The organism is Collinsella aerofaciens ATCC 25986 (assembly GCF_964239575.1).
GTDB lineage: Bacteria > Actinomycetota > Coriobacteriia > Coriobacteriales > Coriobacteriaceae > Collinsella > Collinsella aerofaciens_BQ.
Genome location: NZ_CAXSQQ010000016.1, coordinates 1 through 26,569 on the forward strand (window position 1 = coordinate 1; position 26,569 = coordinate 26,569).

General features: G+C 61.1%; 22 protein-coding genes. 7 read left to right on the top strand and 15 right to left on the bottom strand.

Features of this window, described 5'->3' with window-relative positions:
- Window positions 1-211 precede the first annotated feature (211 nt).
- The gene (locus ACESUZ_RS07405) at window positions 212-763 is read left to right on the top strand and encodes a LemA family protein (RefSeq protein ID WP_171021549.1); all 552 of its coding nucleotides are present in this window, start codon (window positions 212-214) and stop codon (window positions 761-763) included.
- Between the two features lie 479 nt (window positions 764-1,242).
- On the opposite strand, the gene ACESUZ_RS07410 is transcribed toward ACESUZ_RS07405, so the two are convergent.
- Both ACESUZ_RS07410 and ACESUZ_RS07415 read right to left on the bottom strand, forming a co-directional pair.
- The gene (locus ACESUZ_RS07410) at window positions 1,243-2,295 is read right to left on the bottom strand and encodes a branched-chain amino acid aminotransferase (protein ID WP_035138743.1); all 1,053 of its coding nucleotides are present in this window, start codon (window positions 2,293-2,295) and stop codon (window positions 1,243-1,245) included.
- 297 nt (window positions 2,296-2,592) lie between these two features.
- Window positions 2,593-3,231, bottom strand: a complete 639-nt coding sequence (locus tag ACESUZ_RS07415; RefSeq protein ID WP_138113555.1) for a DedA family protein — start codon at window positions 3,229-3,231, stop codon at window positions 2,593-2,595.
- 223 nt (window positions 3,232-3,454) lie between these two features.
- On the opposite strand from ACESUZ_RS07415, the gene cysE reads away from it, so the two are divergent.
- Window positions 3,455-4,159: a serine O-acetyltransferase gene (gene cysE, locus ACESUZ_RS07420; RefSeq protein ID WP_035138740.1), complete on the top strand. Its 705-nt coding sequence runs from the start codon at window positions 3,455-3,457 to the stop codon at window positions 4,157-4,159.
- A 110-nt stretch (window positions 4,160-4,269) separates the two neighbouring features.
- Here cysE and ACESUZ_RS07425 read toward each other — a convergent pair whose 3' ends face one another.
- The 4 genes from ACESUZ_RS07425 to ACESUZ_RS07440 form a co-directional block, all read right to left on the bottom strand.
- Window positions 4,270-6,276 (bottom strand): ABC transporter ATP-binding protein, encoded by a 2,007-nt coding sequence (locus tag ACESUZ_RS07425; RefSeq protein ID WP_373199324.1) that lies wholly within the window; start codon window positions 6,274-6,276, stop codon window positions 4,270-4,272.
- A 1-nt stretch (window position 6,277) separates the two neighbouring features.
- Window positions 6,278-8,002 (bottom strand): ABC transporter ATP-binding protein, encoded by a 1,725-nt coding sequence (locus tag ACESUZ_RS07430; protein ID WP_373199326.1) that lies wholly within the window; start codon window positions 8,000-8,002, stop codon window positions 6,278-6,280.
- Window positions 8,002-8,502 (bottom strand): MarR family winged helix-turn-helix transcriptional regulator, encoded by a 501-nt coding sequence (locus tag ACESUZ_RS07435; protein ID WP_373199328.1) that lies wholly within the window; start codon window positions 8,500-8,502, stop codon window positions 8,002-8,004. Before ACESUZ_RS07435 ends, ACESUZ_RS07430 begins: the two co-directional genes overlap by 1 nt.
- A gap of 181 nt (window positions 8,503-8,683) precedes the next feature.
- A complete protein-coding gene (locus ACESUZ_RS07440; protein WP_006235631.1) occupies window positions 8,684-8,974 on the bottom strand; it encodes a hypothetical protein in 291 nt (96 codons plus the stop codon).
- 294 nt (window positions 8,975-9,268) lie between these two features.
- Between ACESUZ_RS07440 and ACESUZ_RS07445 the strand changes: the two genes are divergently transcribed.
- Entirely contained in the window at window positions 9,269-9,790 is a 522-nt protein-coding gene (locus tag ACESUZ_RS07445) for a nitroreductase family protein (protein WP_373199330.1), read from the top strand.
- Between the two features lie 117 nt (window positions 9,791-9,907).
- Here ACESUZ_RS07445 and ACESUZ_RS07450 read toward each other — a convergent pair whose 3' ends face one another.
- From ACESUZ_RS07450 to ACESUZ_RS07460, 3 genes are all read right to left on the bottom strand, one after another.
- A complete protein-coding gene (locus tag ACESUZ_RS07450; protein ID WP_373199332.1) occupies window positions 9,908-10,483 on the bottom strand; it encodes a hypothetical protein in 576 nt (191 codons plus the stop codon).
- An 84-nt stretch (window positions 10,484-10,567) separates the two neighbouring features.
- Window positions 10,568-11,785: a helix-turn-helix domain-containing protein gene (locus ACESUZ_RS07455; RefSeq protein ID WP_373199334.1), complete on the bottom strand. Its 1,218-nt coding sequence runs from the start codon at window positions 11,783-11,785 to the stop codon at window positions 10,568-10,570.
- Between the two features lie 266 nt (window positions 11,786-12,051).
- Window positions 12,052-13,086: a YeiH family protein gene (locus ACESUZ_RS07460; protein WP_373199335.1), complete on the bottom strand. Its 1,035-nt coding sequence runs from the start codon at window positions 13,084-13,086 to the stop codon at window positions 12,052-12,054.
- 193 nt (window positions 13,087-13,279) lie between these two features.
- Between ACESUZ_RS07460 and ACESUZ_RS07465 the strand changes: the two genes are divergently transcribed.
- A complete protein-coding gene (locus tag ACESUZ_RS07465; protein ID WP_050766156.1) occupies window positions 13,280-13,981 on the top strand; it encodes a GntR family transcriptional regulator in 702 nt (233 codons plus the stop codon).
- A gap of 111 nt (window positions 13,982-14,092) precedes the next feature.
- Here ACESUZ_RS07465 and glmS read toward each other — a convergent pair whose 3' ends face one another.
- Window positions 14,093-15,940 carry a glutamine--fructose-6-phosphate transaminase (isomerizing) gene (gene glmS / locus ACESUZ_RS07470; protein ID WP_195361469.1) on the bottom strand — a complete coding sequence of 616 codons (1,848 nt, stop codon included), beginning with the start codon at window positions 15,938-15,940 and terminating at the stop codon, window positions 14,093-14,095.
- Between the two features lie 315 nt (window positions 15,941-16,255).
- On the opposite strand from glmS, the gene ACESUZ_RS07475 reads away from it, so the two are divergent.
- Window positions 16,256-17,368 carry a LacI family DNA-binding transcriptional regulator gene (locus ACESUZ_RS07475; protein WP_035138733.1) on the top strand — a complete coding sequence of 371 codons (1,113 nt, stop codon included), beginning with the start codon at window positions 16,256-16,258 and terminating at the stop codon, window positions 17,366-17,368.
- A 113-nt stretch (window positions 17,369-17,481) separates the two neighbouring features.
- Here ACESUZ_RS07475 and ACESUZ_RS07480 read toward each other — a convergent pair whose 3' ends face one another.
- On the bottom strand, window positions 17,482-18,132 hold the full coding sequence (locus ACESUZ_RS07480) for an HAD family hydrolase (protein WP_055286235.1): 651 nt from the start codon (window positions 18,130-18,132) through the stop codon (window positions 17,482-17,484).
- A gap of 173 nt (window positions 18,133-18,305) precedes the next feature.
- Here ACESUZ_RS07480 and larE point away from each other — a divergent pair, with 173 nt between their 5' ends.
- Both larE and ACESUZ_RS07490 read left to right on the top strand, forming a co-directional pair.
- Window positions 18,306-19,184 (top strand): ATP-dependent sacrificial sulfur transferase LarE, encoded by an 879-nt coding sequence (gene larE / locus ACESUZ_RS07485; RefSeq protein ID WP_349070977.1) that lies wholly within the window; start codon window positions 18,306-18,308, stop codon window positions 19,182-19,184.
- Window positions 19,185-19,564: 380 nt separating this feature from the next.
- Window positions 19,565-20,548 carry a DNA/RNA non-specific endonuclease gene (locus tag ACESUZ_RS07490; protein ID WP_373199339.1) on the top strand — a complete coding sequence of 328 codons (984 nt, stop codon included), beginning with the start codon at window positions 19,565-19,567 and terminating at the stop codon, window positions 20,546-20,548.
- Between the two features lie 53 nt (window positions 20,549-20,601).
- Here the strand turns inward: ACESUZ_RS07490 and ACESUZ_RS07495 are convergent, their stop codons facing one another.
- The 4 genes from ACESUZ_RS07495 to ACESUZ_RS07510 form a co-directional block, all read right to left on the bottom strand.
- Window positions 20,602-22,119, bottom strand: coding sequence for a Sapep family Mn(2+)-dependent dipeptidase (locus tag ACESUZ_RS07495; protein ID WP_373199340.1), 1,518 nt, complete (start codon window positions 22,117-22,119; stop codon window positions 20,602-20,604).
- Complete coding sequence (locus ACESUZ_RS07500) at window positions 22,112-23,878, bottom strand: HTH domain-containing protein (RefSeq protein ID WP_373199342.1); 1,767 nt, start codon at window positions 23,876-23,878, stop codon at window positions 22,112-22,114. The genes ACESUZ_RS07495 and ACESUZ_RS07500 overlap by 8 nt, the downstream gene beginning before the upstream one ends.
- A gap of 4 nt (window positions 23,879-23,882) precedes the next feature.
- Window positions 23,883-25,046 carry a MalY/PatB family protein gene (locus ACESUZ_RS07505; RefSeq protein ID WP_373199344.1) on the bottom strand — a complete coding sequence of 388 codons (1,164 nt, stop codon included), beginning with the start codon at window positions 25,044-25,046 and terminating at the stop codon, window positions 23,883-23,885.
- Window positions 25,047-25,125: 79 nt separating this feature from the next.
- Complete coding sequence (locus ACESUZ_RS07510; RefSeq protein WP_373199346.1) at window positions 25,126-26,553, bottom strand: fructose-specific PTS transporter subunit EIIC; 1,428 nt, start codon at window positions 26,551-26,553, stop codon at window positions 25,126-25,128.
- Window positions 26,554-26,569 lie beyond the last annotated feature (16 nt).

The following is a 26,569-nucleotide window of genomic DNA, read 5'->3' on the forward strand; positions in this document are numbered from 1 at the left end:
GGATTCGCGCCTCAGGACTCAGCGCAACGCGTTGCGCTGAGTCCTGAGGCTGTTGCAATGAAAATGAGAATCAAGGGCCCCGGTGCCGACCCCGACGAAAACACAACGCTTACCGGAAAGTTCGGCACGGCAAAACGTTGCGGGTATACTAGTAGCGTTATACCAACGGCAGCTGGCGCATGCCGCCGCGGCCATTCGAAACGGAGACATCATGCTTCCCGTCATCATCGGCATCGTTGTTGTCATTGTGATTGCCTGCGCCATCGCCGGCATCTACAACAACATGGTCACCAAGCGTAACCGCATCGATAACGCCTGGCAGAACATCGATACGCAGCTGCAGCGTCGCAACGACCTGATCCCCAACCTGGTCGAGACCGTCAAGGGCTACGCCAAGCACGAGCAGGAGACGCTCTCCGCCGTGATCAGCGCGCGTAACACCGCCGTCAAGGCCACCACGCCCGAAGCCAAGATGGAAGCCGACAACGTGCTGACCGGTGCGCTGCGCCAGCTCTTCGCCGTAGCCGAGGCCTATCCCGATCTTAAGGCAAACACCAACTTTACGCAGCTGCAGGCATCGCTCGAGGATACCGAGAACAAGATTAGCTATGCACGCCAGAGCTACAACGACTGCGTGCTCAGCTACAACAACGCCATTCAAACGTTCCCGGCTGTCATCTTTGCCGGCATCTTCCAGTTTAAGGAGCGCCAGGGCTTCGAGGCCGCCGAAGCCGCCCGCCAGGCACCGACCGTCAAGTTCTAACAAATCCTCAGCGTATCCTTAATTGCGTATATGCATAAACCGCCCCGTCGAATGCATACTTCGACGGGGCGGTTTCCTTTGTTGTGAAGGTCCCCCTCTAAGCACCGTGCATTTTTAGGAGTATTCAACATAACCAAGGGCTTCGGGCGCCACGGTAAATGCCAAAGACCGCGAATATCCCTGCAAATCAAACGCTGCCAGCCCATACCCCCGCCCATCATTCGTAGAAAACATCGAGAAATCCCGATTTTTCGCCCGAGATCGGTATGCAGGGGCCTTCGATTGCAGAATACTCGCAAAAATGCACGTCGCCACCACCCCCACATGGCGCGAAGCAAAATAAAAGCGCGGCCTTCCTTTCCGGCGCACTCCGCAGGACGAAAGAACCTCCGCCGCACGAAGTGCGCAGCGGAGGCTCTTTCATGTCCGAGGACGCGCCGGAAAGGAGGGTCGCCCTCGGGCCGGACAGCTAAGACAGCTTACGCCACGGTGTAAACCCAGTTGTGCTTGTCCTCGACAGCACCGGACTGGATACCAGTCAGGGTCTCGCGAAGCTTCTTCATCACAGGGCCAATCTCGGTGTAGCCAGCCGGGAAGGTCACAGTCTCGTCGGCGCCGTAAACCTTGTTGTCGATCTCGCCAACCGGGGAGATGACGGCAGCGGTGCCGCACAGGCCGCACTCCACAAAGGTGCCGGCCTTGACCTCGGCCCACTCGACGGGACGCTGGTCAACGGTCATGCCCAGGTCCTGAGCAACCTGAACGAGCGAACGGCGGGTGATGGAAGGCAGAATGGAGTCGGTGTGGGACTGCGGAACGACGAGGGTGCCGTCCTCCTTCACAAACAGGACGTTAGCGCCACCGGTCTCCTCGACATAGGTGCGGGACTCGGAATCGAGATACAGGTTCTCGGCATAGCCCTCGCGGTGAGCCTCCATCGTGGGCTTGAGGGACATGGCGTAGTTCAGGCCGGCCTTGATGTTGCCGGTGCCATGCGGTGCTGCACGGTCATACTCGGAAACGCGCAGCTTGACGGGCTTGAGGCCACCCTTAAAGTACGGACCGACCGGGGTCACGAGAATGCGGAACGTGTACTCAGGAGCGGGAGCCACGCCGATCACGTCACCGGAGCCGATCATAAACGGACGCACGTACAGGGTCGCGCCGGAACCGAAGGGCGGAACCCAGGCGGCGTTGGCAGAAACGACCTGCTTGACGGCCTCAACGAACTTGTCCTTGGGGAACGGGGGCATCTCGAGGCGCTGCGCAGAGTTATACATGCGCTCGGCGTTCATGTCGGGGCGGAAGCAGACGATGCTGCCGTCCTCGGCGGTGTAGGCCTTCAGGCCCTCAAAGACCTCCTGGCAGTAATGGAAGATGCCGCCGCACTCGGAGACATGCAGGGTGTGGTCGGTGGTCAGGCCGCCCTCGTCCCACTCGCCGTCCTTCCAATGGGCCTCGTAGCTGTAATCGGTCTTCATGTAGCCAAAGCCGAGGCTACCCCAATCGATATCCTTCTTCTCGACAGTCATATGTCGCTCCTTACATACACAGTTGCAAACTCGCGAACCCGCACGCAAGGACCGAGGCCGGCCGCGTCGCAACGTCGCACGACCGGAGCGTAGAGCCGGACGGGACACGCGAACAGCATCAAAGCCGATGGCACGTCGATTCGCATGCACGAGATTGTACTCCGCACGCGCGTCGGATAAAACGCTTTTCTTTAACTAAGTAAAGTATTTTCATTTGACCGAAGCAAAAGGGCCCGCCACCGTAAGCGGTGACGGGCCTCAACTGTACGGTCTGCGCGCTGGCTCGAGCTAGGCGTTCTATTTACCCAGCTTGGCCTTAACCAGACCGACCACGGTCGGGATGATCGACACGGCAACGATGCCGATAATCAGCAGCTCAAAGTGCTCCTGCACAAAGGGAATGCCGCCAAAGAAGTAGCCCAGCAGCGTAAAGACCGTCGACCAGGTAATGCCGCCCAGCACGTTAAAGACGACAAAGTTGCGCCAGTGCATGCCGCCCATGCCAGCGATAAAGGGCACAAAGGTGCGGATAAACGGGAAGAAGCGACCCAGGAAGATGGCCAGGTGACCCCACTTGTCCAAGAAGTCCTCGGACTTTTTGATGCGCTCGGGCGTCATGGCCTTGACCTTGCCCGAAGCGATGATCTTGCGGCCAAAGAAGTGACCGATCATAAAGTTGCACTGATCGCCCAAAATGGCAGCGGCCCATGCGGTGGCCAGAAGCGCCACGATGTTAAAGCCGCCGTTGTGGGCAAAGAAACCCGAGGCGAACAGCAGCGAATCACCGGGAAGGAACGGGAAGAACACCACGCCCGTCTCGATAAAGATGATCAGGAACACGCAGCCGTAGGCCATAAGCGGGCCGGCGGCGATCCAGCTGGCGATCGCGGTGCGCGGGTCCTTAAGCAGCTCGGCAATAAAATTGATGAAACCCATGAAGTAAAACCTCTCAGTTGTGGGCGCGGATACGTCCAAGTTGACCAGTATACGGTTGCGGTGCCCCCTCGTGCGCAACCCCACAAAAGCATGACTCCATTACCAGCAAGTTTGCATAACTGACACTTGTAGCGCAAAGCCGCCAAGATTGTCCTTTTTAATCCCTAGCGAATCGCTATACTTTATTGAATCGCATTGCCATGGCGCTAAGGGAGGGCGGCCGGTGAGCTTTATCAATACCATTCGCGAGGACATCAAGACCGTCCAGGCGCAGGACCCCGCCGCGCAAAACGGTCTGGTCATCTTTCTTTCCTATCCTGGCCTGCACGCCAAGTGGAACCACGTGCCCGAGCACTGGCTGTGGGAGCACGGTCATCGCTCGCTCGCCCGCGTGCTCTCGCAAATCACCCGCCACATCACCGGCGTCGAGATTCACCCTGCCGCGCAGATTGGCAAGCACTTCTTTATCGACCACGCCATGGGCGTCGTCATCGGCGAGACCACCATTGTGGGCGACAACTGTGTGCTCTACCAGGGCGTCACGCTCGGCGGCACCGGCAACGAGACCGGCAAGCGTCACCCCACCCTGGGCAACAATGTCACGGTGGGCACGGGCGCCAAGGTGCTCGGCAACATCCGCATCGGCAACAACGTCAAGATCGGCGGCAACTCGGTCGTCGTTAAGGACGTCCCCGACAACTGCACCGTCGTGGGCGTGCCGGGACGCATCATCAAGCGCAACGGCTGCCGTGTGTTCGAGGAGAGTTTCGACGCCAAGCAGCATCGCGAGTACATGCCCGATGACGCCGCCGAGCAGTCCGCCCTCAACCGCCAGGGCATCACCGAGAATGCCCGCCGCGTCAAGGAACTCGAGCGAGAGGTGGCCGAGCTCAAGGCCCTCGTCGCCAAGCTCGTGGACGAACGCTAGGAACGCAAGCGGCACAAAACGACATCGGCATCAACGCAAAGGCGCGCCAGGGAATTCATCCCCGGCGCGCCTTATTTGTGATGTGGCAAAGAGACTGTCCCTTTGTCACATTATGCGAACTGGCTCAGATAGAGGTCGGCGTAGGCACCCTCGGCAGCCAGCAGCTCCTTATGCGCGCCCTGCTCGATAATGTTGCCGTGATCCATGACCAAGATCAGGTCGGCGTCCACGATCGTCGACAGGCGGTGTGCGATCACAAAGCTCGTGCGCCCGCGCATAAGCGCATCCATGGCACGGCCGATGGCAAGCTCGGTACGCGTGTCCACGCTTGAGGTCGCCTCGTCCAGGATGAGAATCGCCGGGTTGTTGAGCAGCACGCGTGCGATGGTCAGCAGCTGACGCTGGCCCTGGCTGATGCTTTCGGCATCGTTGGCCACGCGCGTGTCGTAGCCCTGCGGCATGGTGCGCACAAAGAAGTCGACCTGCGCGGCACGAGCCGCGGCCACAATTTCGTCGCGCGTTGCCTCGGGGCAGCCGTAGGCGATGTTTTCGGCAATCGTGCCGTCGAACAGCCAGGCGTCCTGCAGCACCATGCCAAACTGCTGCCGTAGCTCGCCGCGATCCATGCGGCTCGTATCCACGCCGTCGAGCGTAATACGCCCGCCGTCAATCTCGTAGAAGCGCATGAGCAGGTTGATGAGCGTCGTCTTGCCTGCGCCCGTGGTTCCCACCACGGCAATCTTCTGGCCCGGCTCGGCGGTAAACGACACGTCGCGCATAAGCGGCTTGTCGGGCGAATAACCAAAGCGCACATGCTCAAAGGAGACGCGGCCCTCCACGCGACCTGGCAGCTTGGCGGCCTTGTCCGGCAGCGGATCGGCCTCCATCTCGGGCTCATCGAGCAGGTCGAACACGCGCTCGGCGCTCGCCAGCGCGCTCTGCAGCGAGTTAAAGGTAAACGACAGCTGCGTCATGGGCTCGGACGCCTCATAGATAAACTGGAAGAACGCCTGGAACACGCCGACGGTCATATGCCCGGCAACCAACATGCTGCAGCCCACAAGCGCAATAACGATCTGCGCCAAACGGCCGATAAAGCGCACTGCGGGGCCGACAGCATTGATCATAAAGTCGGCCTTGGTGCTCACACGAGCCAGTTCCTTCGAAGCCTCGTGCACCTCAGCGGAGCTCTGACGTTCGCGGTTAAACGCGCGGATCACCAGACGGCCCGAATAGCCTTCCTCGACCGCACTCGTAATCTTGGACACCCACTCCTGGCGCTCGCCCGTCACATCGTGTGTGCGGCGCGAGACGACCTTCGTCACCAGCAGCGACAGTGCCGTAAAGAACAGAAAGACGAGCGTAAGCTGCACGCTGAACACGAACATCACGCTCACAGCACCAACAACCGTGCCGATCGACACGAGCAGCTGCAGCAATCCGCGCTGCATGCTCTCGGACATCTTGTCCAGGTCGTTGGTCGCGCGGCTGACGACCTCGCCGGGACGATGCGCGTCAAAATAGGCGAGCGGCAGACGGTTGAGCTTTTGCGCGATGCGGTTGCGCAGGCACAGATTGAGGCGTTCGGCCACGCTCGACATCAAAAAGCTCTGGAGCGCGTAGAACGAAGCGGCGGCCGTCCAAATCAAAAAGTAGATGAAGATAGTCCTGCCGCAGTTCTCCCAGGTGATGCTGAAGGTGGCGTTGTTGACAAACGCTACCTGAATGTGGCCCCACAGCTCATCGATCACGCGGGCGCTATATGCCGGCGCGGCAGTGTTAAAGATGACATAGAACACAATGCTCGCGAACACGATATAGAAGCGCCAATGGTCGCCGGCAGCCTCACTCCACAGGCGGCGCACAGTCGCCCAGGTATCCCGAGGCGTCTCGTCCTCGTCTTCGTCGTCCACGTCGCGCATACGCTCTGCCTCGGCGCGGGCGCGCTCGTCCTCGGCACGTTCGTTTTCCTCGTAGAGCGCTTGGCGGCGAGCCTCGCGCTCGGCTGCAGCCTTGGCGGCGTCATCCAGCTCGGTCGACGCGGCAGCCGTTTCCTCGACCAGTCCCGCGGCAGCGGCGTCATCAACGCCGCCCTGCTTCTTGAGCTCCTCGGTCATGCTACTCACCTCCCTTCATCTGCGATTCCGCGATGGCGCGGTACACCTCGCAGGTTTCCATAAGCTCGCCATGCGTGCCCAGACCCACAACCTCGCCATCCTTGAGCACGACGATCTGGTCGGCGTGCAAGATCGTCGAGATGCGCTGCGCGATGATGAGCACCGCAGCGTCACGCGTCTCGTCTTGCAATGCATGGCGCAGGGCCGCATCGGTCTTAAAGTCCAGGGCCGAAAAACTGTCATCGAAGATGTACAGATCGGCCCGCTTCATGAGCGCGCGAGCAATGGCCAGGCGCTGGCGCTGGCCGCCTGAAAAGTTCGTGCCGCCCTGCGCCACCGGGGTATCGAGCCCCTGCGGCTGATCGAGCACAAAGGTGCTCTGGGCAACCTGGAGCGCGTGAAGCATGTCGCCCTCGGTCGCGCCTTCGTTACCAAAGCGAAGGTTGCTCGCCACCGTGCCCGAGAACAGCCACGCCTTCTGCGGCACATAGGCAATGCGCCCGCGGATTTCGTCTTGCGTAAGCTCGCGCAGGTCCACACCATTCAGGCGAATGGAGCCCTTGGTGGCATCGTGGAAGCGCAGCAGAAGCTTTGCCACCGTCGATTTGCCCGAGCCTGTCGAGCCAACGATCGCAGTCGTCTGACCGCGACGGCAGGCAAAGCTCAGATCGCACAGGGTGTCCTCGTCGGCATCGGCAAAGCGAAACGACATGTGGTCGAACACGGCCACCGCATCGGCTTCGTCTTGGGGCTCGCGCGCCCCGTCATCCAGCGTGCGCTCGCCATCGACGATGCTCGGCTCAATCTCCAACACCTGCTGCGCACGGTTCAGGCACGCGGCAGCACGCGGAAGCGTCAGCACCACCATCTGGGCCATCATCACAAAGAACAGGATCAGAATTGCATACTCCAGCACCGCCGAGATACTCGCAATCTGCATGGCGTGGGCACCTACGCGGTTGCCGCCCACCCACAGCACCGCCACCTCGGCGATGTTCATCAAAAAGAAGCTTGAGCTGTCGAGGCCCACAAACAGGTGGTTGACTTTGATGGCGTTGGCGGCGTATTCGCTAAACACCTCGTCCAGACGCCGTTCCTCGTGGCGCTCCTTGTTAAACGCACGGATGACGCGCACGCCCACAATATTTTCGCGCAGCACCACGTTCATGCGGTCGATAAAGCCCTGTAGGCGCATAAAAATCGGCGCCGCGTTGGCAACCGTAAAGACCGCCGCCACCAGCACAATCGCAACGACTACGCCCAGAAGCGTGCCCATGGCGGGATCGATAAACCAGGCGAAGATGATGCCCGCCACAGCCAAAAAAGGCACGGGCAGCACCAGCTGAATCGTCTGCAGAATCGCCTGCTGAATCACGTTGATGTCGTTGAGCGAGCGCGTGATCATCGATCCGGTGCCAAAGCGCTCAAAATCGCTGGCCGCGAGCTCGAGCGATTTGTCGTACACGGCATTGCGGATATCGCAAGCCACGTTGGCGGCCAGGCGCGCCGAAAGATAGCAGCCCAGCACCGTACCGCCGCTAGCCATGCTGGTCGCGATAAACATGTATAGGCCGTTGCGTAAAATGTAGTCGACATCGCCCGTGGTAATACCGGTGTTGACCATGTTCGCCAGCATCGTGGGAACCAACAGCGTACCGACGTTATCCACCAGCAGCACCAGCAGCGTCACTGCGACAAGCCCTCGATATGGCTTTAGAAACCTCATTAACAGTCGCACGACTCCCCCTCACCTTGATTCTCGGCTTGGCTCTCGGCAGCGATATGCTGCTTAAAGGCATCGCACTCATCGCCGAGCACCTGAGAGAATTTGCCGATCAAGCGCATAATCTCGCGCTGCTCACATGGCTCAAGCGCGCCAAAGGCTCGCTGCTCGGCCTTGAGTGCCGGCAGCGCATAACGCTCGGCAAATCGCCTGCCCTCTTCGGTCAGGCTCACAACCTTATTCTTACGACTGCCTTCGGCAAATTCCAGCGTTGCAAGCCCTCGCGCCTTCAGGGTTTTAATTGCCGAGTTAATGGTCTGCTTGCTATAGAACCATTCGCTTGTCAGACGGCTTACGGCAATACTGCCGCCCGCCGTGCTGGTATCGACGAGCATCCAGTAAGCGCAGTCCGAAAGGCCGCAGGCACGCGAGAACTCCGAATAGATATGGTCGAGTCCATTGAGCAACCGGTCGAAGTCGACCAGTTTAACCGCACCATTCATCTATCCCACCATTCGATTGTCCGATTTTTGACCAATTTTATGTCTCTAGATTAGTCCGAGTTTTGACTATCGTCAACAGCCTCTCCGCAAATGCGTGCACTTTTATGGCCTATCGGCAGAAAAAGACCGCCGGCGCGGGGGCGGCGCCAGCGGTCACGTGAAAATCGGGTTTTATTGCCTGTTAAGCGGCGACGGCCTCATAGACCGTAGCGCCCGAGAAGCTGTCATGCAGGCTCTTGCCGGCAATCCACGGCAGCTCGACGACCTCGCAGACCGTGTTGACCAACTCAGAACAGTCAGTAAAGTGGCCCTTGTCGTTGAGGGCCTCGCAATCCTGAACACGCCAATAGCCATCGGTGTGCGTGATGTAGTACTCGTGATCGTTGATCGACACGAAAGCGCGCGTCTTGGAACGCAGCAGCTTCAGAAATCCTTCGAAATCGGTCTCGACGACATCTCCAGCCTGGAACATGATGTTACCTCCTGGCCCGGCGCCACCACGGCGCATTGATAAACGTTGGTACTCCTTTAGTAAAACCTTTATCAGAGGTTATGCGTTCGTCATTTAGGCAAGTGGTAAAAAACCGCAGGGTAGACGGGATAAAACGTTTAACCATCCCATTTGTTTGTCACATTCTGAAGGTACTTTTATGCAAACCTACTTTCCCAATTGGAATCTATCCTTTTGGCCGGGCAATTGACCGTCTATCGTTTGAGCCCGACGGGTATGAACGGGGCATCTGCAACGCCACCGCAAGGAGACACCATGGAGACTATCGAAGCACTCATTCACCGCCGCAGCTGCCGCAACTACAGCGATCGTCCCGTCGAGGCCGAAAAGCTTGCACGTATTATCGAAGCCGGCCAATATGCACCGAGCGGCATGGGCCGCCAGCCGGTGACGTTTGTCGCCGTCACCGACCCCGCGACCGTCGAGCGTCTCTCGCAGCTCAACGCGCAAGTCATGGGCAGCAACAGCGACCCCTTCTATGGCGCCAAGACCGTTGTGGTGGTGCTGGTTGACCGCAGCGTGCCCACACATCTGGAAGACGGCTCGCTCGCCATGGGCAACTTGCTCAACGCCGCTTATGCGCTGGGTGTCGATTCGTGCTGGATTCACCGCGCGCATGAGGTCTTTGACTCGCCCGAGGGCCTGGAGCTGCTGGCCAACTGGGGTCTGCCCGCCGACGGCAGCCTGCGCGGTGTCGGTCACTGCATTCTGGGCTACGCCGAGGACACGCTACCCGAGGCAAAGCCACGCCGCGACAACGTGGTGTATGTAAAGTAGGAAGGTCCGCCGTTCTACCGAACGGCGGTCGCTCGCTGTTGGCGACTGACATCGAATGAGCCACTGTCTTGGGCAGCTAAAAAAGCCCCGTCCCAAATTAGCTGCCCCACTCGCAACTTATCCCGCCGATGGAGTTGTCGTCGTTTCGTTCGTTTGAGTCGTTTCGGCATCGTCGCCTTGCTTGTCCTCGTCCTCTTGCGCATCGGCGATGGTGGAGGCTGCCGCAACGATGCCGCGCTGGGGCGCGACGCCCGTCTGGGTCTGAGCGCCCTCGACAACTTCTGTACCTGCATGCGCGAGCTCGGGCGATTTAAACACTGCGTCCAAGTTGGCGCCACCGCCGGCGTAGCCAAGCGCAGCGAGTGCGATGACGATCACTGCAACGACGACCGCGATCGGAACATAACGATGCCAACCAGCAGGATTAAGCCCACTGCGGCGAGCCGCCCCACGGCTGATGTAACCGAGCGTGCCATCGTGCTTGAGCTTTGAGCCCACCACGCGTTTGCGGCCCCACAGCGAGGACTCTGCCTGCATTGCCAAGCGGGCGCTCGCCGAAGGATAGCCGTATTTAGCGCGCTTGAACGAGTCATCAAACCCCGAGGCGTGTTTGCCCCACGTCACCGATGTCGTGCGTCGGTTGACCGGCGCGGCACTCCGCCTTCTGCGGCTCGGTTTTGAAGTCTCAGCCATATGCCCTCGCACGCCGTAACCAAATCGAAACAATAACGCTTTGGACTGTAGCACACGCGTCGCGCGCGGTCACGGGCGCCTCGCTCAACGGTCGTCGTCCTTCAGCAAGCGCCACAGCGTTGTACGGCTTATGCCCAGTACCTCCGCCGCACGGGTTCGGTTGCCGTGGAGATAATCTACAACCAGATGCGCGATATCTCGCTCGGTATCGGCCAGCGGTCGCAGGATATACAGGTCGCTTTCAAGTGTCGGGGCGCCAAAGGTTGCGGTCTTAATCACGTCCTCTTGGGCGAGCACTTCCTCCGCCACAGCGCGGTCCACCGTGCCCGCCCCCACCAATATATACAGTCGTTCCGAGACCTCGCGGAGCTGCAGATAATTGCGCGGCCAGCGGTAAGCATCGAGCGTCTTCGTCGCCGCGGCAGACAGCGTGGGCGCTGCCGTCCCAAATGCATCAGCGAGATATTCCAAATAGCGCGCAACCTTCGTCGACGCGGCCCCCTGCTCGGCGATTGCCGGCGCCACGCTCACCGCACAGGCGAAGCGCTCAGTCACAAAAGCAGCCTGATCACTTTCGCTGCCGCCCGGCATATCATTCGCCGTCAGCACCACATGGCAGCGCGTCGCCAACGCAGTGTCGGCCATCGTGGAGACCAGCTCGCGGAGGCGCTGGGGGCCAACCGCGTTCCAGCCCTCAATGCAAAGGGTCAGCCCTGTTTGGAACAACGGCGATTCGGCGCTTTTGAGCACATGGCGCCAACCGCGATCGGTGAGTTCATCGAGCGCGACGGAAACAAAGGGCTGATCGGCAAAAGGACCGTCCAGATAGAGGCGCTTGGCGATCTCAACCTGACCCGCTCCCAGCTCGCCCTCGAGCATAAGGGGCACACCGCGCGCGTAGCTCTCGGCAACCGGTGCAGCTACCGCAGCGGCACCCTCAACGATGCCGTACGCGCTCGATTCGTAGCGGGCCTCAACATCGTCGGCGTTGAACCACTCGATGCCCGCATGCGCCGCGGCGCCGCGCACCTCGCGGACCACGACGACCCAAAGCCCCCCGCCCTCTTTGTCGGTGGGGCGAACGGTCAGGCTCAGGCGCGTACCCGCACGCCCCATAACCAGACGCGCGCCGTCTCCTATACGGTCGAGACGCTCAGCGACAAAAGCCGCCACATCCCGCTCAAGCGCCGCGTCATTCATGGTCGAGATCGCGACGGCCGCACGCGCATCGATAGCCAATGCCGAGGCCCCGGCAGCAGCTAGGGCATCGGTCAAGATGTTCAGCTTGGCATCGCTATCCATGATTTGCCCCTGTCCGCAGCGTCGTGCAACCGCCGACGGTCGCACGACCGAGTGTTTCAAAATTGAACGATATTGACCACCAAACACTATAGGGCAGAAAGCGCCGTCCTGCGAGTATAGATGTTGCCCCGCATCGCCATCCTGGCGGGGCGATAAGAGCTCTTCGGGACTTATAAACCTGCGGACAAGCCATACCCGCAAGAGCTCCTATCGCTCCACCGCAGGCTTGCGCTCACCAGCAACCAGCACACAAATAACCTATTTCTCTACCAGATTCCCAGCACGTGCTGCATTCCCAAACTCATGCACGCGATGCCAATCCAGCAGCAAAAGCCCAATGCGATGGGCTTGCCGCCCTTTTTGACCAGCTCGACGATATCGGTATTAAAACCAATAGCCGCCATGGCCATCACAATAAAGAACTTCGACAGCTCCTTGATGGGCGCCGTAAAGGACGCGGGAAGCTGAAGCACCGTAGTGATCACGCTCGCCAGCACAAAGAACAGCACAAACATGGGAAACGCGCGTTTAAGGGAGAACGTGCTTTTGGCGTCGCCGCCGGCCTTGCGCGCCAGATGCATCTGCCAGCAAGCAAGCGCCAGCGTGATGGGAATGATGGCCAGCGTCCTGGTGAGCTTGACCACCGTGGCGCTCTCGAGCACATTGGCGCCGGGATGCATGCTGTCCCAAGCGCTCGCCGCAGCCGTTACGGACGAGGTGTCGTTGATGGCGGTACCAGCAAACAGGCCAAAGCCCTCGTTGGTCAGCCCGAGCATGCCGCCGAGCGTTGGAAACACGAGCGCCGCGATAACGTTAAACAGGAAGATGACCGAAATGGCCTGGGCAATCTCGCGATCGTCGGCATCGATGACGGGTGCGGTCGCGGCGATAGCAGAACCGCCGCAAATCGACGAACCCACACCCACAAGCGTCGCGATCTTGCCCGGCACGTTCATAACGCGGCAGAGCACAAAGGCGATGACAAGCGAGGTCGAGATTGTCGCCACGATAATCGGCAGCGACTGGGCGCCCTTGGACAGAATCTGGGAGAGGTTCATGCCAAAGCCAAGCAGGATAACCGCGTACTGCAAGACTTTTTTGGACGTATAGGTGACGCCGGCGGCGAGCTGTTCGCGACGATTCTTGGGAAAGACGAGCGCCAGGACCATGCCAAAGAGGATGGCAAACACCGGCCCGCCGACCACCTCAATTTGTTTGCCGAGCAACGTCGCGGGAATGGCGATGATCAGGCAGAACAAGACGCCTTTCCAGCGCTCGCGTACGATATTTGCCAGTTGCATATGGGATTCCTTCTTTCTATTTCACGTTTGCGACGGCTTATGATACGGCAACATTGAGCGCAGCCTTGCGCAAACACAGACTAAGATGCCGCAATAGTTCTCGGGCGACAGCCGAATTACCCACCGCGGAGAGCTGATTCGCGGCATAATTAACAACTGACATATGAGTTTGATAGAACAGTTGCGAGGCGCTATGGAAGAATCGATGCACGTCGGCGAGCAGGAAACGAGCCTACAGGACCAGTCCTACCACACCATTCGACGCAAAATCGTCTACCTGGACTACAAGCCGGGCGAAAAGCTGGGCGTCAAGCAGCTTTGCGATGACCTGGATATGGGTCGCACGCCCGTGCGCGAGGCTTTGGTTCGCTTGGCGCAGGAAGGCCTGGTGCGCACCGTGCCCCAGAGTGGCACCTACGTCTCACCCATCAACCTCACCCTTGCCGAGAGTGCCTGTTACATCCGCGAGCATCTGGAAAAGCAGGTGATTGTGGAGTGCTGTGCGCGCGCCACGTCGGCCGGCATCGAGCAGCTCGACCGCGCCATCGTGCTGCAGGAAAAGGCCATGGCCGAAGAGGATCGCATCGGCTTCTTTTTGAGCGACAACCTCATGCATCACATGATTTTTAGCATCGCATGTCGCAGCACCGTGTGGTCGTGGCTCGAAGAGACCAATGCCGACCTGGAGCGCTTCCGCTGGCTGCGCGCCGCCACGCAGGTTCTCGACAATCAGGACATCGTGAACGAGCACAAGCAGATTCGCCGCGCTATCGCCGGTCGCGACCCCATCGAAGCGAGCTTTTTGGTCAGCAAGCACCTGCATATGATGTTCCGCAACCAGACCGAGGTTCTGGACCAGTTCCCCGAGTACTTCGAGACCAGCAAGCTCCGCTAACCTGCCAAATAGGGACAGGTTCATTTTGGCAGGTTTTATCTGGGCAAATGAAACAAGGCCCGGCTCCGCTGCAACGGAGCCGGGCCTTGGTCGCCAGAATGGCGGAACCAACTACTCCACGGTAACGCTCTTTGCCAGGTTGCGGGGCTGGTCGACGTCGCAGCCGCGCAGGATGGCAACCTCGCGGGCGAGCAGCTGCAGCGGGACGCTCGCCGTGATGGGGCTGAACACGTCGCGGACGGCCGGCACGCGAATGATGCAGTCGGCAATCTTGTTGATTTCCTCGTCGCCCTCGGTAGCAACGACGATGACCTTGGCGCCGCGCGCCTTGCACTCCATGAGGTTCGACACGGTCTTGTCGTAGGTGGCACTCTTGGTGGCCACGGCGATGACAGGGAAGCCCGGGTCGATCAAGGCAATGGGGCCGTGCTTCATCTCGCCGGCGGCGTAGGCCTCGGCGTGCAGGTAGCTGACCTCTTTGAGCTTGAGCGCGCCCTCGTAGGAAATAGCGGCACCCATGCCACGGCCCACGAACAGCGCCGACTGCGCGTCCTTGCACAGCAGGGCGGCCTCATGAACGGCCTCGGTTTGGGTATCCAAAATCCACTGGATCTGCTCGGCCGTATCGGAAAGCTCGCGGAACAGCATGCGCGCCTGCTTGGTGGTCAAGCGGTACTTGACCTGCGCCAGCAGCAAGGCCAAAAGCGTAAGGCTCACGACCTGGCCGATGAAGCTCTTGGTCGAGGCGACCGCGATCTCCTTGTTGGCCTTGGTGTAGATGACGCCGTCGCTCTCACGCGCCACGGGGCTGCCCACCACGTTGGTGATGCCGAAGACCTTGGCACCCTTGATGCGCGCGTCGCGAATGGCGGCAAGGGTATCGGCCGTCTCGCCCGACTGGGACACGGCCACGACGAGCGTCGTCGGCGTGATGATGGGGTTGCGATAGCGGAACTCGCTGGCCGCCTCCACCTCGGTGGGGATGCGAGCCCAGCCCTCAATGAGATTCTTGGCAATGAGGCCAGCGTGATAGCTGGTGCCGCAAGCGATCACGTAGACGCGGTCGATGTCGTTGAGCTCCTCGAGCGAAAGGCCCAGCTCGTCGATGTCGAGCTCGCCGGCCGGCGTCATGCGGCCCACCAGCGTGTCGCGCACGACGCGCGGCTGCTCGTGGATCTCCTTGAGCATAAAGTCGGGATAACCGCCCTTTTCTGCCATGTCCAGGTCCCAGTCGATGTGGGTGACCTTGGGCTCGATAACGTTGCCGGCCTCGTCGGTGTACTCGACGCCTGCGGGCGTAAGCTTGGCAAACTGACCGTCCTCGAGCACCACGACATCGCGGGTGGCGTCGATGAGCGCGATGACGTCGGAGGCGACATAGGCGCCGGTCTCGCCCGCGCCGACCACGATCGGGGAATCCTTGCGGGCCACGGCGATCACGCCGGGCTCGTCAGCGCACACGACGGCCAGACCATAGGCACCGACCACGTGGGCGCAAGCCTCGCGCACGGAGGCCATCAGGTCGTGCGTCTCGGCATAAGCCTCTTCGATCAGATGCGCGAAGACCTCGGTATCGGTCTCGCTCTTAAAGTGGTGGCCGCGGCCCTCCAGCTCTTCGCGCAGCTCGGCGAAGTTCTCGATGATGCCGTTGTGGACGATGGCGATACGACCGTCGCAGCTGGTGTGGGGGTGAGCGTTAACGACGGAGGGCTTGCCGTGGGTGGCCCAACGGGTGTGGCCGATACCGCAGGTAGCGTCGCTGTCGATGTTGGAAAGCTCGCTCTCCAAGCCCGCGACCTTGCCCACGCGGCGGATGACGTCGAGGTGCGCCGCGGCGCCCTCGCCCACCTCGAGCGCGACGCCCGAGGAGTCATAGCCGCGATACTCCATACGCTTGAGGCCTGTGACCAGGATGTTCTTTGCAATATCAGAGCCGGTGTAGCCGACAATTCCGCACATAGGATAAATCCCTTCGTCCGCTTGACTGCAAAACGTCCACGCACAGGGGGCGCTGAGACGCATAACGTTCGAGTATTGTACTCACGCAAACGCAAGCTGATATACCAGAAGTGGTATCTCAACTTGAATACCACTCGATACACACACCCCACCCCGAAGGGGGCAGGCACCTTCGTGGTGGTTTGGTCTGACAGCATCGTTTGCCCAGATAAAACCTGCCAAAATAAACCTGTCCCTAATAGGCGGGTTTTGACACCTCAGGGGCGGGCGATGCTACAATCTGGCTTGTACTTGAAACGCATCAAAGGGGCCGCTATGGCAAAGGTAAAAATCAGCGACGTCGCGCGCGAGGCCGGGGTTTCGTTGGGCACGGTTTCCAACGCGCTCAACCACCCCGAAAAGCTGCGTCCCGAGACCCTCAAGCTCATTAACGAAACCATCAATCGACTGGGCTACCTGCCCAACCAAAGCGCTCGTCAGCTCGCGGGCGGCGCCACCAAGTCCTTTGGCCTGGTGCTCCCCCGTCTCGACCACGGCTTTTCACTCCAAATCGCCAGCGGCGCCCACAACGAGGCCCGCAAGCACGGCTACGACCTGCTCATCGCCAACGCCGATAACGACGATATTCTCGAGGACCATTACCTGCGCTACTTTATGGGCACCCAGATGTCCGGCGTCATGGTTCAGCCCATGGCATCCCCCGACTGGCACCCCGCCCTGACCAAGATGCCCGTGCCGATCGTCCATCTGGACATCCATTGCTCCGAGCCCGGCTACTACGTGGCCGCCGACAACGAGGCACAAGGCCGCATCATCGCCGAGCTCGCCATCGCCCGCGGCGCGCACCATATTGTCGTCGTCGGCCGAGCAGCATTTATGCAACTCACCCTGCGCGTCCTTGGCATTCATAAGGCGCTCGCCCTACATCCCGATATCAAGATCGAAGTCATCGACGCCGGCGAATGGAATACCGCCGCCGACGGCTACGGCATCGGCACCCAAATCGCCGCGCGCCCCGCCGACGAACGCCCCGATTTTGTCGTCGGCCTGACCGACGTGCTGGCCTCGGGCGTCATCTCGGCGCTGGTCGACAAAGGCATCGCCGTCCCCGGGCAAGTACGCGTAGCAGGTTGCGATGGCAACCCGCTCGCTTGGAGCGGATCGGTCCCGCTCACTACGGTAGCGCCCCCGGGCTACGAGATTGGCCGCAAGGGCGTTCAATTGCTCATGGAGCAAATCGAGAACAAGGCCCCAGCAAAGACCAAGCATATCCGCGTCGGCTCTACAGCGCGCACCGTCACCGCAGTCACCGCCGCCGAGGACATCAACCGCCAAGAACTGGTACGTCCGTTCCTGCTGGAACGCGCCAGCACCCAGGCAAGCAGCCAGACCGACGCCACGGCCATCAACCTCGGTGCGTATCTATAGCACGCCCGCAAGTATGCTAAGTCGCCGCTCAAGCAAAAGAGGCCCGACCATTGCCGGACCCCTTTTGTTTAAGCGCAAACGTAAGCAATTGCTCGTTTCAACGCCGCAATTGTCTAGCGCACGGCCTTGACCGCCGCCGCCAGATCGAACAACGTATCGAGCACGGCCTCGCAGCCATCCACCACGTCCTGCGGCAGCGGCACGATATCGGGGACGGCAAAGACGTGGCAGCCAGCCGTAATGCCCGAGACGCAGCCGTTGCGCGAATCCTCGACCACGGCACATTCCTCGGGAGTAAAGCCCGCGCGCTCGCAGGCGAGCAGATACATCTCGGGGTCGGGCTTGCCATGCACGACGTCCTCGCCACACGTTACCGTTTCAAACTTGTCAAAAAGACCGAATGCTTTAAGGTTGCGCTCGGCCGTAACATGGCGCGATGACGTTGCAAGGCCTACGTGATAGCCCGCAGCCAACAGCTCGTCTATGCACTCGGCAGCGCCGGCCTTAAGCTCCAGATCGGTCTTGACCATCTCGTCGCGAATCTCCTTGTGGCGGACATAGATCGCCTCGGCGGTCTCGTGGCTGCCGTAATGCTTATCGAGGATGTTCATGACATCGGGTAGCGTGCGACCGATAAACTGATGGATCAGCGCTTCATCAATCGCGAGCCCCAGCTCAGCGGCGCCTGCCTTCCAGGCCCTAATCCCCAAACGCTCGGTATCGACCAGCGTTCCATCCATGTCAAAAATAACAGCCTTGATCATATCGGTCCCCCATCGACTCTCGCTGTCGCATTGCCGCAACTCTACCGCATTTGACAACTTGTATATAACGTATATACCATATTGCACTTTCGTTACACAGATAGAAGTCTTATGGCAAGTAACGCATTAGGATTATAGTTTTCAATCGAGTACTCAACGATAAGGATCGTTTCATGATTTTAGACACCACGGCACCCGCAGAGGAGCTTCAAGACAAGCTATCGGCGCTCGAACAGCTGCTTTTGGCATACGGGCGCGTGGCTATCGGGTTTTCCGGTGGCGTCGACAGCAGCTTTTTGGCCGCCGTATGCGCCCGCATCATGCCTACCAATACCCTCCTTGTCCATCTCACCACACCGCTCATCGGCACGCCCGAACAGGCTTCGTTTGAGCGGTCCGTTGATGGACAAGCCAACGAAGGGGCACATTTTAAGCTCCCCGTGCTCAATCTTTCGGTGGATCAGCTGCAGCTCCCCCAAGTAGCCTGCAACGATGCTAATCGCTGCTACCACTGCAAGCACGCCGGCTTTACCGCCATCGTCAACCACGCCAAGTCGCTCGGCTTTCCCACCGTCATCGATGGCAGCAACGCGAGCGACCGCGGCGATTACCGTCCCGGCATGCGCGCCGCCGAAGAGCTCGGCGTACGCTCCCCTCTCATGGAGGTCGGCTTTACCAAGGACGAAGAGCGCGAGCTGCTGCGCGCATGGGGCTATCCCGTTTGGAACCTGCCGGCGGGAGCATGTCTTGCCACGCGCGTCCCCACGGGCGAGGAGCTCACGCGCGAGAAGGTCGATTTAATCCGCGCCTGCGAGGATTACCTGCACGATCTTGACTTGGCTCAGGTCCGCGCACGTCTGGTCGGCGGCTGCATGCATATCGAGGCCGCGCCCGCAGATGTCGCCAAGATTGCCGCCCTCGGCGGTGTCGCTGTCGACGACAAGGGCAAGACCCCGCTGCCCGCCGCCATCGAGTCCGCGCTGCGCGAGCTGGGCTGCGACCATATCTCCCCCGAGGTCACCCCCTACATCCACGGCAACATGAACCTTTAGGTTACGCCGTTTTACAAACGGCGTAACTGCTCGGCGCTGCGCAGGCCCCGGGCACGGCAATCTGACGTTCAACTTCACGGGCGCGACCAAAAGGTCAGCGCCCGCTTGTTTCACGTCACCTTACCGCACCCGGAGCCTGCTCGCTCGCATATGCTCAACCTGGACTGCGTTAACTGACCTAACAAAAAGGGACAGGTTTATTTTGGCAGGTTTTATCTGGGGAAACGCAAAATAGCCCCACATACACAACCACCGCAGCTCCATATGAGGCAAATGAATCAGTAGCGTCTATCCCAAATCTTGAGTATTTGTTCGACAGAACGGCCCCTGCCGGCTCCTGCTAGACTGGTAGATTCCCAACCGTCCATCCAGGAGCCTCCATGTCGCGCAAGTCCGCCTACAAGCAAGTACTTTCCATCGGCACCGCCGTGGTGCTGGGATTTGCGCTGTTCACAGGGTCGCTCGACGGGGCGCCCAAGCTGTTGTCGCCGCAAAGCGATGAGCAGGCAGCGGCTCTGGCCGAGAAGCAAGACGAGAGTCCCAGCCGCACCGACGACGAGGCGGACCTGGTTGCCCGACTCGAATCGGGAACAGCGAGCTCCTCGGACTCTCAAAATAGCCAAGACTCCGGCGATGGCTCCAATTCCGCCGCAACCGACACCGGCGACGGTGCTTCCACAGACAGCGCCGCCACCCCCATCGACGAGGTCGAAAACCCCGATCTCCACCGCGCCCGCGGCGTATATCTCAGCAGCATTCCCGACTACGCCGGCAACCCCTACGTTGCCCTGCGCGCCGACAGCACGCACCCGCTCGGCACGCCGTCATTCACCCTCGATGAATACGAGCGCGCTACAGAAGAAGGTTGCTTTAAGAAGTTCTCCAAGCTCGACAGCTTGGGCCGCACCCGCAAAGCGCTCGCCTGCGTGGGCCCCGAATCACTCGGACAGGGAAAGCGCGGCGACATCTCGCGCATCCATCCTGCCGGTTGGCACCAACAGCGCTACGACTTTATTCCAGGCCAGAGCCTCTACAACCGCTGCCACCTTATCGCCTGGTCACTCTGCGGCGAGAACGCCAATCGCAAGAATCTCCTCACCGGCACGCGTTATCTCAACGAGACGGGCATGCTGCCGTTTGAAGAGCAGATTCTCGGCTACATCCGCGATACGGGTAACCATGTGCTCTACCGTGTCACGCCCATGTATAACGAAGAGGAACTTGTCTGCCGTGGCGTGCGCCTTGAGGCGCAATCGGTCGAGGACCACGGCAAGACCCTCTGCTTCCACGTATACTGCTACAACCTGCAGCCGCACGTGCAGATCGACTACGCCACCGGCCGCAACCAGACCAACGGCGACTAATCCCAAAATGGAGACTAACCCCAAATTGGGACTATGCTACCCATGCGACACCATTACCCCAATTTTGGGTCTATCCTCACTTTAGGGTTGAGGAGGGATTCGAGGCTACGGATGTAGATGGCGAGGGCGCGCTTGAGCTGGCGCTCCCAGATACCCTCGTCGGGGCCGTGCTCGGGGCCGACCCAATCGGGCAGCGGCTCAGCGCGGTCGAGCGGACCGAACCCCACGGCACGCGGAAAGTGATGTGCATACGTGCCCCCGCCAATAGCAAACGGCACCGCGGGCCGGCCCGCGAACTCCTCGTAGGCACGACGGAGCGCCATGACCTCGGGCGATTGGGGGTCCATGGTGAACGGCTCCCGCACATGGATGATACGCGCCTCGCAGCCGTACTCGCGCGCAACGTCCTCGATGCGACGGCCCACCTGCCCGACATCGGCCGCACCCGGAAGGCGCGCATCGAGCGTGAGCACAAAGCTCCCCGCCTGAGTGCGTATAGTTCCGCCGATACACGTGAGGCCGCCGAACAGCTCGTCTGCGACATCGATTCCCAAGCCGGAGCCGTCCCATACACCAAGGGCCCGCTTGCAAAAGCCGAGGAACTCGCGCTCGGCCGCGCTGCAGACACCGCATGCGGCCAGATAGGCCGCCAACACGCCGATGGCGTTCACCGTACCCGCCGGTTCGGCGGCATGCCCGGCGACGCCGTGGGCCACAATGCGGGCAGTGCCGTCGCCGACGGGCTCCACATCGATCCCCTCGGCGCGGGGTAGCCCATCCACGCAGGCGTCCATGCACACGAGCGCTTCGGCACGGGCGGGCACCGCGTTTCTCGCCACGCCGCCCGTAAGCTCGATGATTGCCCCGGCGCTGTCGACCGCGCGCGAGACCTCGGCGTTGACGCAGCCTTTCTCCCCGCAGCAGACGGCAAACTCGGCATCGGGTGTGAACAAAAATGCCGGCGGTTCGTGATCCGTTAGGTAGCGACGCACGTCCATCATGCCCGCCTCCTCCGAGGCGCCCAAGATGCAGCGGAGCGTCCGCTGCGGCTTCCAGCCGTTGCGCACGCGGCGCGCCAAAAACCCGGCAGCATAGATCGAGGCCAGCGCCGCGCCCTTGTCATCGAGCACGCCGCGGCCCATAAGCACGCCCTCGCGACGCGTTAAAGCATAGGGTTCGACCGTCCAGCCCTCGCCCGCTGGAACCACGTCCACATGGGCAATCGTCGCCACCTGTTCGGGCGTCTCACCGGCAAGCTCGCCATACGCGACGTACCCATCGCAGTCAACGACCGAAAGCCCCTGGCGGCGCGCCACATCCATCGCAACGCAAAGCGCACGATGACATTCCATGCCCCACGGGGCGCCCGCCACGGCGCGCGACTCGTCGACCACGCTCGGCACGACCACGAGCGCCTCAAGATCATCAAGAAAGCTCGGCCAGACCTCATCCACATAGGCGCGGATCTCGGCAGCCGGCGTCAGCCCAGCCCCCGTTATCGATCCAGTAGCGCCCGCCACGCCATATGCGGCCGCAAGCGCCCCGCGCGCCCCCATCGCCTCGTCACTCATCGCTCTTCTCCTCGGCATAGCCAAAGTCGCGCCCCAAGAACGCGACGGTCTCCTCGTAGGTGTGCGGCAAGCGCACACCGGCGCGCTCAGCATCGTGCAGCACGGAGAACAGATAGTTGAACATGCTGCTCTTGTCGGCCAGGCGCTGGCTCGCAAGCGTCACCACCACTAGGTCGATCTGCTCGTCGCCGTCGCGAAGAGGCGCATCGGGCATGATAGCGAGCAGGCGAAACGTCGAGGCAGCGACCGGCGTGATGGTATGCGGGAACGCGACATGTCCCAGCTGCAGGCGGTCGCCCTGGCATTCGCGGTCCATGATGAGGGCCGCCTCATCTGCCGAGATCGCATGCGCTGCCACCAGCCCGCCGAGGGCGCGCGACAGCTCATCGAGGTAGTCGCCGGCCTCAACATGCAGCTCAAGATAGCTCGCGCGCGGTAGCAGGCTCGCGATATCGCGCTCGTAGAGCACACGCAGCGCCATCTGGCGGATGCGGTCGACCTCGTAGGCCGAGAGCACGCCCGAAAACGAGAGGTCCCATTCACGTGCGGCCTTAAAGTTTCGCGCTGCCGCGGCGTCGCCCACCACCAGGTCAAACGATCCGTCCTCAAGCGCGTGCCGGGCGAGCGGCTCGCTGTCCACGAGCTCGACCTCGACGCCGTCGACGCCGCGCTCGATCAGGGATTTGTTGATGGTCGCCACAGAAGGGCGCCCGCAGACCAAAAGTAGGCTCACGGGATGGCGCGTAAAGTGCTCCAGCGAAGCCAGCACGTAGAGCGAGAGGAAGTCGGGCTCCACAAACAGATGCTCGTCAAATGCGCGCAGGCACTCGGAGAGATCAGCGCCAAAGTCGAACTCAAACGGGTGCTCCATACGGATCCCGCGCATCTGCTTTTGGATTTCCGCCGACATGAGCGTGGGAAAGAGAGCGCAGCGCAGCACATGGTCGAAGATAAGACTACCGAGGTCCTCGCGCGTCGACTTAATGCCGTGCGAGACGAGCACCTCGCTGATGCGCGCCAGAATGGCCGCACGGCGCGTGACCAGGCGGTAGAGCAGGTCTTTTTTGTACTGCTGGAACTCGGTGACGGCACGCGCGCCGGCGCCGGCGCCGGCGCCGCCCGGGGCGTCGGGCACGAGCCACGCGCTGCACCAGACGGCGGCGAGCGTCTGCATCCTCAGCTGGCGCTGCGACAGATACGGCTCCATGAGCAGGCGGTATTCCTCGCCCCGTTCGCCGATCAGGCGCATCAGGGAGTCCCAGCCGCATGAGCGCTCGAGCTCAGCGGCAATACCGGTATTGTCGATGGCGAGCGCCGCCAAGAGGTCCGCCGGTCCCATGCCGCTAAAGTCCGCATCGATCCCGTAGCCCACGCGCGCCTCGAGCGCGACGACCCCGCGCAGCCGGACGTTGATCTCATCCATCGCTGCGCGCACGGAGCGGACCGAGAGATAGGTCTCCCCTGAGATCTGCGCCGTCGAGATCCCCGGCCGGGAGAGCACGCACATGAGGACGCGCGCCTCGTCGGTGAGGTCCTGCGACAAGATGGAGGCGATCGCATCCTCGGATGTGACCATCAGATGGTAGTTGGGATCGCTCGAGATACTACCGGCGCCCACGGACTCAAGCCACGCGCTCATGCTCGCCACTTCGCGCACCACGGTGCGGCGGGAGACGCCGAGTATCTCGGCGAGCTCGGCACCAGAGCGTGGGCCGTCGTCGAGCGCCCGCAGGAGCTGTCTCTGTCTCTTGCTGATCATGCCGCTACGAGCGGATGCCGGCGAGCATCCGCTCCATCCCCCTCTCAACCTTCGAGCGCGGACAGGCGAGATTCATGCGCAGGTACCCGGCACCGCCGTACGTCTCACCCGACATGATGCCAATATGGCCCACCTCGACGAGCCGGCGCTGGAGCTCGGTCGCATCCAACTCCAGGCCCGAGGCATCCATCCAGGCAAGATAGGTCCCCTGCGGCACCGCAAAGCGGATCTCGGGCAGATTGGCGGCAAGGAAATCCTTGAGCGCCTGCATGTTGCCGCGAATATAGGCCACAAGCTCGTCCACATACTCGGAGCACGAGCGATACGCCGCCATCTGGGCAGTCATCCCCAAGATACTCACGCTCGACAGGGCGTTTTTTTGCTTGAGCTCAAACAGGAAGCGTTCGCGCAGGTCATCGTCGGGGATGAGCGCATAGGACCCGATGAGCCCGGGCGTGTTGAACGTCTTGGAGGCCGAACACAGCAGCGCCGCGCCCTCGCGCGTGATGTTCGTCACGGGTGTGTAGGGAGTTTCGCCCAGAATCATATCGCGATGGATGTCATCCGAAATGAGAAAGACCCCGTTGGCATGGCAGAGCTCCACAATACGAGCAAGCTCGCCTGCCGTGAAGACCTTGCCTGTGGGGTTATGCGGGTTGGTGAGCAGCATAACCTTTGCCTCGGGGCGGGCAAGCGCCACCTCAAGGGCATCCCAATCGAGACCGTAGCCGTCCATGGCGCTCGCCTGAGCAACGGCCACAAGCTCGCGCCCGTTGCCCTCAATCAGGCCGTAGAAGGCGTCATACATGGGAGTGAGCGTCACCACGGCGTCATTCGGCTCGCTCACCAGACGAATGACCGTCGCGGCCGAGAAGATAACGCTCGGGCTGTACACGACCCAGTCCATGTCCACGTGGGACGCCCCGTCCCTGGCAAACCAGCCGGCAACACTACCCTTGTAGTCACTATGGTTCCAGCGGGTATAGCCAAAGATGGGGTGTTCCATGCGGGCGCGGAGGGCATCCATGACCTCGTCGGGCACGGCGAAGTCGGTGTCCGAGATGGAAAAGGGAAGCACGTCTGCGCTGCCAAACCGGTCGGCCGCATAGTCCCATTGGGTGCTGTAGGTACCCATTCTGTCGATGACGCGATCGAAGTCGTAACGCATTTCCCCATTCCTTTCATTGAAACCTGCGGAGCCGCCGAACAGACCGGCGACCCCGCAGGACTAATTATTCTATCGAGCCTTAGGCGTTCTGAGCCTCGCGCTTCTTCATCCAAGCGGACTTGAAGACGATGATGAGGGCGATGTTCAGGACCAGACCCACAGCGACGGCGATGTAGTAGCTGGTCGCCGGGTAGATGAGGCCCAGGAATGGATCGAAGATGCCGATGCCCGGAGCGATGCGCTGGACGCCAAGGGCCATGGAGATGGCACCGGCGACGCCGCCGGCGATGACGTTCGCGGAGATCATAGGCAGGGGTGCGGCCAGGGCATAGGGGATAGCCGGCTCGGTGGCGACGGTTGCGCCGACAATGAGCGCAGGGATTGCGGAGTCGCGCTCGGCCTGCGTGAAGAGCTTCGGACGGATCCAGGTAGCGATGGCAGCGGCCATCGGCGGAAGGATCGTCACGACGCCTACAATGCCGTACCAGTCGTACACGCCAGAGCCCAGCAAGGAGAAGGAGAAGAACCAAGCGGCCTTGTTGACCGGGCCGCCCATGTCGAAGGCGAGCATGGCGCCTACCAGGAAGGCGGCGACGAGCTTCATCGAGCTCGGGATAGAGCTCAACAGGCCGACGAAGGCGTTCATAAGCCAGGACATGGCCGGGCCGATGATATAGTACGTGCCCAGGCCAAAGATAAAGAGCGTCACAACCGGGATGATCAGGAAGCCAAGCAGGGACTGGAAGTTCTTGCCCAGGTTGATCTTTTTCATCGCCTTGACGAAGTAGCCGATCGCAAGGCCAATTACGCAGGCGCCAAGGAAGCCAGCGCCGACCTCGGTGCCGAGCAAGTCGGTGCTGTTGGCGAGGTAGCTGCAGATGAAGGCGGGCATGATAGCGGGCTTATCGCCGATGGCGTTGGCGATAAAGGCGCCCATCATCGGAATCATGAACGTGAAGCCCAGGCCGCCGATGGTGTTGAGCACCCAGGCGAGCGAAGCCATCTGGCCGTCGCCGGGGGCCACGTTGGGCGCGCCGAACTGGGCCATGATGGAGCCGATGGCCATGAGCACGCCGCCGCCGATGACAAACGGCAGGGCCGCGGAGACGCCGGCCATGAGGTAGCTCATGATGCCGGTGGTGACGCTCTCCTGCTTGGCGCCAAGCTTGACCGCGGAGGCCCGGAAGACCTTGGCCTCACTCTCAAGGTTACCCATAAGGCTGTCGATGCGCTTGAGGGCCTCGGAAACGGGCACTTCTACGACCTTCTTGCCGTCGAAGCGAACACGATCGTCATCGTTCATGCCGCGACCGAGCGCGAGGACGACGTAGTCGGCCTCCTTGATCTGCTCGGGCGTAAGCTTGTTCTCGACGCCGCTGGCACCCTGGGTCTCGACGTAAACCTCATAACCCAGCTCGGTGCCCTTCGTCTTGATCGCCTCGGCCACCATGTAGGTGTGTGCAATGCCGGCCGGGCAATTGGTGACGGCCACGATTGACTTTGCCATATGCTTCTCCCCTCTT